This is a genomic window from Yinghuangia soli, assembly GCF_021502675.1.
Lineage (GTDB): Bacteria > Actinomycetota > Actinomycetes > Streptomycetales > Streptomycetaceae > Yinghuangia > Yinghuangia soli.
This window is the reverse complement of record NZ_JAKFHA010000036.1, coordinates 5,352-17,675: the sequence shown is the minus strand read 5'-3', so window position 1 is coordinate 17,675 and position 12,324 is coordinate 5,352. Positions and strand designations below refer to the sequence as shown.

Genomic DNA, 12,324 nt, shown 5'->3' with positions numbered 1-12,324 from the left:
TCTCGATGGCGAGGATCTTGAGGGAGCGGTGTTGCGGGGGGATGGCCCGGCGGTTTCCGTGCGGTTGTCAAAAGATCATGAGAGTGGACGTCCGGGACTCGCACTCGGGTGTCATCACTCGGCAACATGCACGAAATGGGCCGGTCCGATGATCGGAACAGCCGCATAATCGACATCAACCGACTTCGCACCACTCATTCGCACCACGTATTCGCACCACTTGTTCGCACCACTCAGAGGAGGCGGTCTCCGCATGCTGTTCCGCCTGCGTGTCTCGCTGCCCGACCGGCCCGGATCGCTCGCCCGGGTCACCCACGCGCTGGGCACCGCGGGTGCCGATGTGCTGCAGATGACCGTGCTCGAGCGCAACACCGGCCGGGCGGTCGACGAGTTCACCGTCTCGTGGCCGGGCGAGCGGCCGGTCGGCCGGCTGGTCGAGTCCTTGGAGACGCTCGCCGGGGTGCGGGTGGACGGCTGCTGGGCGGCCGGCGAGGTGCCGGGCTCCTCGCCCGAGCTGGACGTCCTGGGCCAGGTGGCCCGCGACCCGGGCCGCGCGGTCGCCACGCTGGTGGATGCCGCGCCCGGCCTGTTCCACGCCGAGTGGGCGGTGGCCACGCGCGGCAACAAGAGCCGCTCGGTGGTGCACTCCAGCTGGCAGGCGCCGGGCGCGCCGCAGCTTCCGTCGGTCTCGCCGCTGCGCCCGCTCGCGCTGGAGTTCGACAAGGACCTGCACGGCAGCGGTGTCTTCGGGGCGGCTGCCCCGATCGGCCTCTCCTGGCTGACGCTTTTCGTGGTGCGTACCGACGGGCCGGCCTTCCACCGCAGCGAGCTGGAGCGGCTGGGCCGCCTGGTGGACGTGGTCCTCGGCGTCCTGGGCAGCCGGGCCGCGCCGCGCGCGAACCGGACCGCGCAGCCGACCTGAGGCGGGCGGCGGGGGTTCACCCGCCTGCCGAGCGTGCATGCGGCCGGGCGTCCCGCGGGGGCGTTCGGCCGCACGCGTGATGTCCGGTTCAGGGGGTTGATCATGGATCGCGGCTTTATGTGATCAGTGGCACAGTTGTACAAATCCGGAACCGCGGGGGCCGTCGACTCCGTCTATCCGGAGTACCGGGTTCCGCTTAAGTCGTGCACGCCTGCCCGCAGCTCGCGTGGGGAACCCGGTGACATGGCAGTCCGGGGGCCAGACGAAAGCGACATCCGTGCAGGAAGAGCATCAGGAGCCCCCGGCCGCCGCGGGCCACCCGGAGACCGCAGCCGCCGCCGGCGGCATGCGACCGGGCCGCGCGCAGCGCCGCCGTACCCTGCGGACGCGCCGCCGCAAGCGCATCCTCGTGGGGCTCGCGGCCGGCATGGCCGTCCTGCTGCTCGCCCTCGGCGGCATCGGCTGGTGGATCTACGACCGGCTCAACGGCAACATCAAGACCGAGGACTTCGCCGCCAAGCTCGGCGAGAGCGAGCGGCCGGCGGCCACCAACGCACTCAACATCCTGCTCGTCGGCACCGACTCCCGGTCCGGCGACAACGCCCAGTACGGCTCCGACCCGGGCGATACGCAGCGCTCCGACACCACGATCCTGCTGCACGTCCCCGAAGGCCGTAAGAGCGCCCTGGGGGTCAGCTTCCCGCGCGACCTGATGGTCGAGGTGCCGGCCTGCCAGAAGAACGACGGGACGATGTCGCGCCCGTACTTCGGCATGTTCAACAGCGCCATGGAGGTCGGCGGCACGGCCTGCACCATCAAGACCGTCGAGCAGCTCACCGACGTGCGCATCGACCACCAGATCACCGTCGACTTCACCGGCTTCAAGAAGCTCGTCGACGCGCTCGGCGGTGTGCCGATGCACCTCGACAAGCCCATCGACGACAAGGCCGCCAAGCTGCAGCTCCCGGCCGGCGACGTCACGCTCGACGGCGAGCAGGCACTCGGGTTCGTCCGGGCCCGCAAGAGCATCGGCGACGGCAGCGACATCCAGCGCATCGAACGCCAGCAGCAGTTCCTCACCGCGATGGTCGACAAGGTCAAGAAGGAAAGCCTGCTGACCAGCCCCACGCGGCTCTACGGGATCCTGGACGCGGCCACCAAGGCCATCACCACGGACCCGGGGCTCGGCTCGCTGAGCGACCTGTACGACCTGCTGACCAGTCTGAAGAACATGCCGCAGAGCGCGGTGAAGTTCGAGACCGTGCCGATCACCACGTACACCCCGGACCCCAACCGGGTCGCGCTGCTGCGCCCGGAGGCGGACGTCCAGTTCGCGCGCCTGCGGGACGAGTCGGCGGCAGTGGTCCCGACGCCCGCGGACGCCCCCGCGGACGGAAGCAGCAGCACGCCTTCCCCCGGGCGCAGCGGCACCCCGTCGCCCACCGCCACGGCCGGCGGTACGTACCGGCACAACGGGTGAAATCGGCCTGCCGGGTCCCTAGCACCCGGCGGCTGATCGCGGGCGGTAACCCGTGACCTCGGCGTGACCCCTCGTCGTTGGACTGTACGGTGCAGGTGACCATGCCCGCGCGGTCCGCGCCGACGTGGTCGCGGTGTTCCACCGTGCGAACTACGTGATACCGAGGGGTTGGTGGCAAGCACGCCATGGCGGGTCGGGTTCTTCAGGTCGTGCAGGGCACCCGCTGGCGGCGGCGTTCGGGGGAGTACTCCTCGATCGGCCAGGCGGTCGCCGCCGCGGCACCGGGCGACTCCGTCGTCGTCGCGGCCGGGACGTACCAGGAAGACCTGGTCGTCTCCGTCCCGATCACTCTGACGTGCGCCGACGGGCCCGGCACGGTCTCCCTGGAGGCCGTCGACGGCGTCGCGCTGACGCTCCTCGCGGATGCCGCCGTGCACGGCCTGAACGTGGTCGGCGGCGCGGGCGTGCTCTCCTCCGCGGTCGTCGTCGACGGCTGCGCCCCCGTCCTCGAGGAACTCACCCTGCGCGCGGTCTCGGTGATCGCGTTCGAGGTCCGCGGCGGCGCCGACCCCATGGTGCGGCGCTGCCGGATCGCCAACCCGCAGGGGATAGGCGTCGGCGTCACCGGAATGGCCCGCGGCACCTTCGAGGACTGCGACATCGCCGAGACCGGCCGCGAGGGCGTGGACGTCCGCGACGGCGCCCGGCCCGCGCTCAGCAACTGCCGGGTGCGCGACGTCGCCGGACACGGCCTGCGCTTCAGCGGCCCGGGCACCGGCGGCACCGTCACCGACTGCGAGATCCACGACGGCTCGGACACCGAACCCGCCGTCTTTGCGGGCGACCAGGCCATGCCGCAACTCGTCTCCTGCCACATCCACGACGTCGGCGGCGGCGGCATCTGCGTGGCCGGCGGCGCCGCGCCCACGGTGCTGGACTGCCGCGTCGAGCGCGTCGGCTGGGCGGGCATCTCGGTGGGCGGCCAGTCCAGTTCGGGCAGCGCGGTGCGCACCGAGATCACCGCGGTCAAGGGCACCGGCGTCCAGGTCGACGACCTCGCCTCCTTCACGCTGGAGGACTGCACCATCCGCGACGCCGAGGCCAACGGCGTCTCGGTCGACCGCGGCGGCACGGCCACCCTGGTCGGCTGCCGGCTGCGCGACACCGGCCGCAGCGGTGTCGACGTGCACGGCCACTCCGAGGTCACCCTCACCAACTGCACGCTGCGCAGCTTCGGCCGCAACGGCCTGTCGATCGCCGACCACGGCGCCCGCGCGTCCGTCATCGACTGCGAGTTCCACGACTCGACCGGCGGCCACCCTGCGGTCTGGGTCGGCGACGGGGCGGACGCCGCGCTCGGCGACTGCCGCATCCACGATGTCCTGGACGCCGTCAAGGTCGGCGGTGTGGGCACCGGACTGTCCATGCAGGGCTGCGAGATCCACGACGTCGAGGAGACCGCGATCTCGGTCGGCCAGGGCGCGATCGTGTCGGTCAACGGCTGCCGCATCCGCAAGGGCACCACCGGCATCTGGTTCACCGAGTCCGACTGCGGCGGCATCATCGCCGACTGCGTCATCGAGGACGTCACCGACGGCGTCTCGGTCACCGGCGCGGCCGGGCCGACCGTGCGCCGCGTCACCGTCGACCGCGCCACCGGCGAGGGCATCCGCATCTCGGGCGGCGGCCGCGGCGACTTCGAGGACTGCGAGATCGCCAACGGGCGCGGCTTCGGCGTGCACGTCCGCGAGGGCTGCCAGCCGTCGTTCATGCGCTGCCGGACCCGCGGCAACGTCAAGGGCGGCTTCGAGTTCGCCGACGCCGGCCCCATCGCCGCCGAATGCACCTCGCAGGGCGACGGCCCGGGCACCGGCACCGACGGCAGCGGCACCGGCGGGGCAGGCGGTACGGGCAGCGGCGGGGGCGGGGAGCCCGGCACGGGCCCCGGCCTGCTGGCCCCGCAGTCCAAGCTCGCCGGCGTCGCCACCCTCACCGAGCGCCTCAGCGTGCCCGGTGCCCGCGACGGCGGCAGCCCGGGGGGCGACGACGAACGCGCCGAGACCCGGACCCCCGAGGAACTCCTCGCCGAACTCGACGCGTTGGTCGGCCTCGCCTCGGTCAAGACCGAGGTCCGCAACCTCATCGACCTGATCTCGGTCGGCCGCCGCCGCGAAGAGGCCGGCCTCAAGGCCCCCACGCTGCGCCGCCACCTCGTCTTCACCGGCTCACCCGGCACCGGCAAGACGACCGTCGCCCGGCTGTACGGCGAAATCGCGGCCGCCCTGGGGGTGTTGCGCCGCGGACACCTCGTCGAGGTCTCGCGCGTCGACCTGGTCGGCGAGCACATCGGCTCCACGGCGCCGCGGACCAAGGAGGTCTTCGACCGGGCCCGCGGCGGCGTGCTGTTCATCGACGAGGCCTACAGCCTCGCGCCGCCGGACCCGTCCCGCGACTTCGGCCGCGAGGCCATCGACACGCTGGTCAAGCTCATGGAGGACCACCGCGACGACGTGGTGGTCATCGTGGCCGGCTACACCGACGAGATGGAACGGTTCCTTTCGTCGAACCCCGGCTTCGGATCCCGTTTCTCACGCACCATCACCTTCCAGGACTACTCCGCGGAGGACCTGGTCGAGATCACCGGCAAGCAGGTCGCCGAGCACGAGTACGTCCTGACGGACGCCGCCCGCGGCTCGCTCCTGACGTACTTCCGGCGGCTCCCGCGCGGCAGCGGCTTCGGCAACGCGCGCGAGGCGCGGAGGACCTTCGAGACGATGATCGAGAACCACGCCTCGCGGCTCGCCCGGATGCCGGAGGCGGGCATGGAGGAGCTCCGGACGCTGCATGCGGCGGACCTGCCCGACCTGCCGGGGTGAAGCAGGCGAGGCATAAGCCCGCTTGGTCGGAATGGTTCCTCTCGTCCCGGGGCATCCCTGGTCGTGGCGTAGCCGACCAGACTGCGGAGGACGGGCGAAAATGGACGACGTGGACACCTGCCTGGGCATCGACATCGGCGGCACGGGGATCAAAGGCGCCCCCGTGGACACCGCGGCGGGACGCCTCCTGCACGAGCGCGTGCGGCAGCTGACCCCGCACCCCTCCGAGCCGGAGGCCGTCCTCGACGTGGTCCGCGACATCGTGGCGCGCTTCTCCTGGCGCGGGCCGGTCGGCATCACCTTCCCCGGCGTGGTCTTCGGCGGCATCACCCGCACCGCCGCGAACGTCGACAAGGGCTGGGTCGACCTCGACGCCCGCAAGCTCTTCTCCGAGTCGCTGCACCTGCCCGTCACCGTCGTCAACGACGCGGACGCGGCCGGCATCGCCGAGATGCGGTGCGGCGTCGGGCAGGGCCGCACCGGGACCGTTCTGCTCCTGACCTTCGGCACCGGCATCGGCAGCGCCCTCTTCCGCGACGGAGTGCTGGTCCCCAACACCGAGTTCGGCCACCTCGAACTCAACGGGCACGAAGCCGAGCACCACGCCTCCGGCAACGTGCGCGAGGAGCACAACCTCAGCTGGGAGCACTGGGCGCACCGCGTGCAGCGCTACCTGCAGCACCTCGAAATGCTGTTCTCGCCCGACCTGTTCGTGATCGGCGGCGGGGTGAGCAAGAAGGCCGACAAATTCCTGCCGCACATCAAGCACGTGCGCGCCGAGATCGTCCCGGCCTCGCTGCACAACGACGCGGGCATCGTCGGCGCCGCCCTCGCCGCCCGCACCGAATGCGGCGACGCCCTCCTGCCCCAGAGCCAGCAGGCGCCCTAGCCCTCAGCCCACAGGTCCCCGTGCACCTGGCGCCCCGCCAGGAACGTCGCGACCACGTCCAAGTCCCGGATGTCCTCCGGCGCCACGTCGTACGGGTTCGCCGAAAGCACCACCAGGTCCGCGTACTTGCCCGGCGTGATCGACCCCGTCACGTCGTCGCAGAACAGCTGGTACGCCGCATCGATGGTCTCCGCCCGCAGCGCCTGCGCGACCGTCAGGCACTCCTCCGGTGCCAGCACCCGCCCCGAGCGCGACCTCCGCGTGGTGGCCACGGTGATGTTGTGCAGCGGGTTCTCCGGCGTCGCCGGCGGGTCGTTGTGCAGCGAGATGCGCATGCCGGCGTCCACCGCCGACCGTGCCGACGCCCACCGCGCCCCGTACGTCTCCCCGAACAACTCCTCGGTGAGGAGGTCGCCCCAGTAGTACACGTGGTCGATGAACACGCTTGCCGTCACGCCCAGTCCGGCCGCCCGTACGAACTGGTCCTCGCGCATCGCGCCTACATGTTCCAGGCGCAGCCGGTGGTCGCGCCCCGGATAGCGGTAGAGCACGCTCTCGTACACGTCCAGCACCATGTCGATCGCCAGGTCGCCGTGCGCGTGGCAGGCGACCTGCCAGCCCAGCGGGAAGTACGCCTCCACGATCGCGGCGAGCGCGTCCCACGAGTAGTTCGTGGTGGTCCGCGGCCGCGTGCCCAGCCCCAGGCTGCGCGTCAACTCCGTGTCCAGGTACGGGAACGACACCGAGATGTTGCCGACCCACGGCGAGCCGTCCACCCAGATCTTGACCCCGACCTCGCGGATCATGTCGTTGCCCTCGCCCGGATGCACGCCGATCGGCGGCGTCTCCTCGGCCGGCGCGTACAGCCGCAGCCGCACGGTCAGTCCGTCGAACGACCGGTTCGGATCGAGGAGCGCGGCCCGCCACTCCGGCAGGCACGCCATCTCGCTCATCGTGGTGACCCCGACCTGGTTGAGCCGGGTCACCTCCCGGCTCAGCGCCGCCGCGAACTGCTCGCGCGGATTGCGGTGGTCGGGGAACAGCGCGCGGATCGCGCTCTGCTCGTACGCCGTCCCGCTCAGCGAGCCGTCCTCCTCGCGCCCGAACCGCCCGCCCGACGGATCCGGCGTCGTGGCGTCGAGTCCGGCCCGCTCGGCGGCCCGCGAGTTGAAGAACCCCAGATGCGCCGACTGGGTGAGGATCACCAGCGGGGCGTCCGGGGAGAGTTCGTCCAGCCACTGCAGCGTCGGATCCGGCAGCCCGGGACCGTGCCCGAGGGGGTCCCAGCCGATGAACGACGCCCCCTCGGTGCCGCGCACCGACAGCGTCTTGCGGACGACGTCCACCGCCTCCGCCGCGGTCGGCACCGTCATCGGCCGGATGTCCACCAGGTCGGTGCCGAACAACCGGGCCTCGACGATCGGGTGCCCGTGCGCCTCGATGAACCCCGGCAGCAGGCAGCGCGCCCCCAGCTCCACGATCCGGGTGCCCGGACCCCGCCACTGCTCGGCGTCGATCCGGCTGCCGACCCCCAGTACCCGCCCGTCCCGGACCGCCACCGCGTCCGCGAACGGCCGGTCGCCGTCCATCGTCACCGCCGTGCCGAGGAACAAGATGTCGGCGTCGTGCACGACAGGGCGCTCGGGATCGGGCTCGCGGTGTCCGGCACGGTCGTCGCTGCTGTCGGTACGTCCCGCTGCCATGCTGGTGCCGCTCCCGGGTCGGTCGGTGTGCCGTCGGACGATGCGCGCCGGGCCGACCGCGGCCGTCGGCGCCCACCTCCGCCCGATACCCAGACCGGGCCGCCCTGAAGCGGCCGAAAACCGCCCTTCGCGATCATCGCCGGGCCCGCTCAGCTCCGCCCGGCCGCCAGCAGCCCGCCCAGCAGCGCCGCGATGTTCCACGCGTCGTCCACGCCGCGGTGGTGGGTGCCCTCCAGCGGCAGGCCCGCATCCGCGAGCGCGCCCGCCATGCCGGGCTCGCGCGGCAGCGCGCGGGCCAGCGAGTACAGCGTCTTCGCGTTCAGATGCCGGGTGCCGAACGGGTACGGGACGCCCAGCGCGGCGCACTGGCGTTCGAACTGCTGGCGGTCGTACTCGCCCCAGCTCGCCCACACCCGTTCGTGCGCGCGGTACTCCGTCCGGAGGATCGCGCAGGCCTCCGCGAAGGAGATCCCGGCGTCCACGTCCTCCTGGGTGAGGGTGGTCAGCTCGGTGCAGAAGGGGCTCACCGACGAGCGCTCCGGACGCACGATGATGCCCCGCCGGTCGACCCGCTCGGCGGTCGCCACGTCGAGCACCGCGATGCCGATCTCGATGATGTCGTTGGCCTGCCCCTCCGGCACCGGCCCGTCCCAGCAGGTCGCCTCGACGTCCACCACGAGGATCCGGTCCAGCAGTCGTTTCGCCATGCGCGGATCAAAGCAGCCCCGCCAGGGTGGCCGGTACGGATTTTCCGGCCCCGGGCGTCGCCAGGAACCCGTCCGACGATGTACCGTCGCGCGACGAGGTTGCGGCCCGGCCGGCGACGAGCCGGCCCGCCCGCGTACCCGGACATGGTGCGGCCAGGACAGCGGACAGCGGACACGGAGGCAGGACGGATGCGGATCGGGGTGTTCATCGGCGACGTCAGCGGCGGCCGCACCGGCATCGACACGCTGCTCGAACGCGCCCGCCAGGCCGAGGACGCGGGCTTCGCGTCCGCTTGGCTGCCGCACATGCCGTGGAGCCTCGACGCGCTCACCGGCCTCGCCCTCGCCGGCCAGGTCACCAGCCGTATCGAACTGGGCACCGCGGTGGTGCCGACCTACCCGCGGCACCCCGTCTCGATGGCCCAGCAGGCCATGACCACCCAGGCCGCCACCGGCGGCCGACTCGCGCTGGGCATCGGCCCGTCGCACCCCGGTGTCATCGAGGGCATGTACGGCCTGCCTTACGAGCGCCCCGCGCGGCACGTGCGCGAGTACGTCGAGATCCTCAAGGCCGCGCAGGCCGGCGGCATGGAACGCATCGCCTACGAAGGCGAGTTGTACAAGATCGGCGCACTCCTCGACGTGCCCGGCGGCAGTCCGTACCCGGTTCTCGTCGCCGCCCTCGCCCCGCTCATGCTCAAGCTCGCCGGCGAGGTCGCCGACGGCACCATCACCTACTGGGCGGACGAACGCGCGGTCGGCGAGCACATCGCCCCGCGCATCAACGCCGCCGCCGAGGCCGCCGGGCGTCCCGCGCCGCGCGTGATCGTCGGCCTGCCGGTCGCCATCGTCGACGACGCCGGCGAGGCGCGCGAGAAGGCCGCCCGGATGTTCGCGATGTACCAGGAAATCCCGGCCTACCAGCGTGTGTTGGGCCTCGGTGACGCCGGTTCGCCGGCAAACGTGGCGCTCATCGGCGACGAAAAGACCGTCGCCGCCCGATTGCGCTCCTATACCGACGGGGGCGGCACCGATCTGATCGCCGCCCCGCTCGGTCTCGGTCCCGACCGCAGCGAATCCCTCGCCCGCACCGAGGAATTCCTCCGCTCGCTGATCTGACCGGCACTCCCCACCGGGCGCGCTGACCCGACCGGCCTCTCCCCTCCGGTCGGCCCCGCCTTCACCCGCAGCACTGCAGCACCCCCTCGCAGCACCGTGCAGCGCGCCCTCTTCACCTGCTCCGCCCCCTCCTCACGGGACCCGCCAACACCCCGGCGCGGGCCCGTCCGTCACCCCTGCACACCTCGGCCGACGCATCGAAACCGGCAAAGGTACAGGGCATGAAATAGTGGGAAAATCCCGGCTATGACGCCTATTTCTGAGCACCTCACGCCCCTGTCCGTCCTTCCTGCCCCCCGCAGTTCGGACGAGGCGCTCCTGGCACCGCACACCCCGGCGCCCGCCCCGGCGGCCACCCTGCCGCCCGCCCCGTACGCCCCCACGCTCGCCGAACGCCTCTCGCACGTACGGTGGATGGCCGGCGGCACCGGAGCCGGCAAGAGCACCGTGTCGGCCATGCTCGGGGAGCAGTACGGCATCCCCGTCTTCCACGGCGACCCCCACGAGCCCGGCTGGATCGCCCGCTCCGGCCCGCAGCACCCCAACCTGTACGCGCTCGCCCGCCTGCCACCAGGCAGCTTCTGGGCCGGCCGGACCCCCAAGCAGGCCTTCCACGCCACCCCCAGCGTGCACGGCGAGACCCTCGCGCACCTGGTCGAGGACATCCTCGCGCGGCCCGTCGACGGCCCGCTCATCGTCGACTACTTCGGCATGCTCCCCGAGCACCTCGCACCCCTGCTGACCGACCCCGCGCACGCCGTTTTCATGCTGCCCACCGCGGAGTTCCGGGCCCGCGTCATGCAGGAGCGCCACGGCGCCACCGGCTGCCCCGACATCCTCGCCAAGCGCCTCGTCCGGGACGGCATGTGGGACCGCAGGATGCGCCGCCAGGCCGCCCGCAGCGGGATGCGCGTCTTCACCACCGACGGCACCGTCCCTCTCCAGGACACTGCCGATGCGATCGCCGCCCACTTCGGCTTCACCGCCTGACGACGCATCCGACTTGCCGAACGGCTAGCCGAAAACACGGAAGAACAAGGGATCCCATCCCGCAAAACCCGCGTGAAGGCTTTCCGTTCGGCAGACCGAAGCCTTAGGCTGACCCGCACGGGGGACAGCCCACAAGGCCATGTCCTGCCGCTCCCGCCGTATGCACCAGCGCGCGCCCGCACTCCGTCGCCGGCGCCGCGCCGCCAGTGCCGCGCCATCAGTGCGCCACCGCACCGACGAGAGCCGCAGGAGGCCGTCCGTGACCTGCCCCGTTTTCCCGCCCGGCTTCGACTTCACCGACCCCGAGCTCTACACCGACCGGCTGCCGCTCGCCGAGTTCGCCGAACTCCGCCGCACCGCACCCGTCTGGTGGAACGAACAGCCGCACGGCCTCGCCGGATTCGGCGACGACGGCTACTGGGTCGTCACCCGCCATGCCGACGTCAAAGAGGTCTCCACCCGGCCCGACGTCTTCTCCGCGAACGCCAAGGGCACCATCATCCGGTTCGGCCCCGACATGCAGCCGGAGAACCTCGAAGGCCTCAAGCACCTGCTCATCAACATCGACCCGCCCGAGCACACCCGGCTCCGGCAGATCGTCCAGCGCGGCTTCACCCCGCGCGCCATCAACGCGCTCAAGGCGGCCCTGACCGGCCGCGCCGAGCGCATCGTCGCCGAGGCCAAGACCAAGGGCAGCGGCGACTTCGTCGTCGACGTCGCCTGCGAACTGCCCCTCCAGGCCATCGCCGAGCTGATCGGCGTACCCCAGGAGGACCGCGGCAAGATCTTCGAGTGGTCGAACCGCATGCTCGCCTACGACGACCCCGAGTACGTCGACCGCCCCGAGGTCGGCCGGCAGGCGTCCGCCGAACTCCTCGGGTACGCGATGGGCCTGGCCGAGGAGCGCAAGGCCTGCCCGATGCCCGACATCGTCACCAAGCTCGTGCACGCCTCCGAGGAAGGCAGCCTGTCCTCCGACGAGTTCGGTTTCTTCGTGCTGGTCCTCGCGGTGGCCGGCAACGAGACCACCCGCAACGCCATCACGCACGGCATGCACGCCTTCCTCAAGAACCCCGAGCAGTGGGAGCTCTACAAGGCCACCCGCCCGGACACCGCCGCGGACGAGATCGTGCGCTACTCGACGCCGGTCATGTCCTTCCAGCGCACCGCGACCCGCGACACCGTGCTCGGCGGCCAGGAGATCAAGGCCGGCCAGCGCGTCGGGATGTTCTACGGCTCGGCCAACTTCGACCCGGACGTCTTCGCCGACCCGGAGGCCTTCGACATCACCCGCGCGCCCAACCCGCACCTCGGCTTCGGCGGCGGCGGACCGCACTTCTGCCTCGGCGCCAACCTCGCCCGCCTGGAGATCAACCTCATGTTCGAGGCGATCGCCGACGCCATGCCCGACATCTCCCTGCTCGCCGAACCGCGCCGGCTGCGCTCGTCGTGGATCAACGGCATCAAGGAGATGCGGGTCTCCTACGACGGGACGGCACCCGCGGGCGCCTGATCCGACCGGCCGGGACGAGCAAGGAAGAACCACACGAAAGAAGAACTCGTAAGAGTGACCGTGGGGGCGCCCCCCCCGGGGGGGGGGGCCCCGGGGGGGGCGGGGGGGGCGGGGCGAGGAAAGGG

The 12,324-nt window shown here is 71.9% G+C and carries 9 protein-coding genes; 7 read left to right on the top strand and 2 right to left on the bottom strand.

The features are described 5' to 3' along the window. Positions 1–253 precede the first annotated feature (253 nt). From LZ495_RS36020 to ppgK, 4 genes are all read left to right on the top strand, one after another. The gene (locus LZ495_RS36020) at positions 254–922 is read left to right on the top strand and encodes an ACT domain-containing protein (protein WP_235057366.1); all 669 of its coding nucleotides are present in this window, start codon (positions 254–256) and stop codon (positions 920–922) included. A gap of 277 nt (positions 923–1,199) precedes the next feature. Continuing rightward, positions 1,200–2,402 (top strand): LCP family protein, encoded by a 1,203-nt coding sequence (locus LZ495_RS36015; protein ID WP_235057365.1) that lies wholly within the window; start codon positions 1,200–1,202, stop codon positions 2,400–2,402. 185 nt (positions 2,403–2,587) lie between these two features. After that, positions 2,588–5,278, top strand: coding sequence for a right-handed parallel beta-helix repeat-containing protein (locus LZ495_RS36010; RefSeq protein WP_235057364.1), 2,691 nt, complete (start codon positions 2,588–2,590; stop codon positions 5,276–5,278). A 100-nt stretch (positions 5,279–5,378) separates the two neighbouring features. Further along, positions 5,379–6,167, top strand: coding sequence for a polyphosphate--glucose phosphotransferase (gene ppgK, locus LZ495_RS36005; protein ID WP_235057363.1), 789 nt, complete (start codon positions 5,379–5,381; stop codon positions 6,165–6,167). Here ppgK and LZ495_RS36000 read toward each other — a convergent pair. Together LZ495_RS36000 and LZ495_RS35995 are read right to left on the bottom strand one after the other, a co-directional pair. Further along, the gene (locus tag LZ495_RS36000) at positions 6,164–7,870 is read right to left on the bottom strand and encodes an amidohydrolase (protein ID WP_235057362.1); all 1,707 of its coding nucleotides are present in this window, start codon (positions 7,868–7,870) and stop codon (positions 6,164–6,166) included. The two genes, ppgK and LZ495_RS36000, sit on opposite strands and share 4 nt — an antisense overlap. Positions 7,871–8,019: 149 nt before the next feature. Continuing rightward, on the bottom strand, positions 8,020–8,577 hold the full coding sequence (locus tag LZ495_RS35995) for a 3'-5' exonuclease (RefSeq protein WP_235057361.1): 558 nt from the start codon (positions 8,575–8,577) through the stop codon (positions 8,020–8,022). 189 nt (positions 8,578–8,766) lie between these two features. Here LZ495_RS35995 and LZ495_RS35990 point away from each other — a divergent pair, with 189 nt between their 5' ends. The 3 genes from LZ495_RS35990 (at position 8,767) to LZ495_RS35980 (ending at position 12,199) form a co-directional block, all read left to right on the top strand. Further along, positions 8,767–9,696, top strand: coding sequence for a TIGR03564 family F420-dependent LLM class oxidoreductase (locus tag LZ495_RS35990; protein ID WP_235057360.1), 930 nt, complete (start codon positions 8,767–8,769; stop codon positions 9,694–9,696). A gap of 246 nt (positions 9,697–9,942) precedes the next feature. Further along, positions 9,943–10,686 carry a P-loop NTPase family protein gene (locus LZ495_RS35985; RefSeq protein ID WP_235057359.1) on the top strand — a complete coding sequence of 248 codons (744 nt, stop codon included), beginning with the start codon at positions 9,943–9,945 and terminating at the stop codon, positions 10,684–10,686. A gap of 259 nt (positions 10,687–10,945) precedes the next feature. Continuing rightward, complete coding sequence (locus LZ495_RS35980) at positions 10,946–12,199, top strand: cytochrome P450 (RefSeq protein WP_235057358.1); 1,254 nt, start codon at positions 10,946–10,948, stop codon at positions 12,197–12,199. Positions 12,200–12,324: the final 125 nt, after the last annotated feature.

What these genes read in the sequence shown, in the direction of transcription:
- LZ495_RS36020 (WP_235057366.1), top strand. Translation starts at nt 254, where the DNA reads ATGCTGTTCCGCCTGCGTGTCTCGCTGCCCGACCGGCCCGGATCGCTC.
- LZ495_RS36010 (WP_235057364.1), top strand. Translation starts at nt 2,588, where the DNA reads ATGGCGGGTCGGGTTCTTCAGGTCGTGCAGGGCACCCGCTGGCGGCGG.
- ppgK (WP_235057363.1), top strand. Translation starts at nt 5,379, where the DNA reads ATGGACGACGTGGACACCTGCCTGGGCATCGACATCGGCGGCACGGGG.
- LZ495_RS36000 (WP_235057362.1), bottom strand. Translation starts at nt 7,870, where the DNA reads ATGGCAGCGGGACGTACCGACAGCAGCGACGACCGTGCCGGACACCGC.
- LZ495_RS35995 (WP_235057361.1), bottom strand. Translation starts at nt 8,577, where the DNA reads ATGGCGAAACGACTGCTGGACCGGATCCTCGTGGTGGACGTCGAGGCG.
- LZ495_RS35990 (WP_235057360.1), top strand. Translation starts at nt 8,767, where the DNA reads ATGCGGATCGGGGTGTTCATCGGCGACGTCAGCGGCGGCCGCACCGGC.
- LZ495_RS35985 (WP_235057359.1), top strand. Translation starts at nt 9,943, where the DNA reads ATGACGCCTATTTCTGAGCACCTCACGCCCCTGTCCGTCCTTCCTGCC.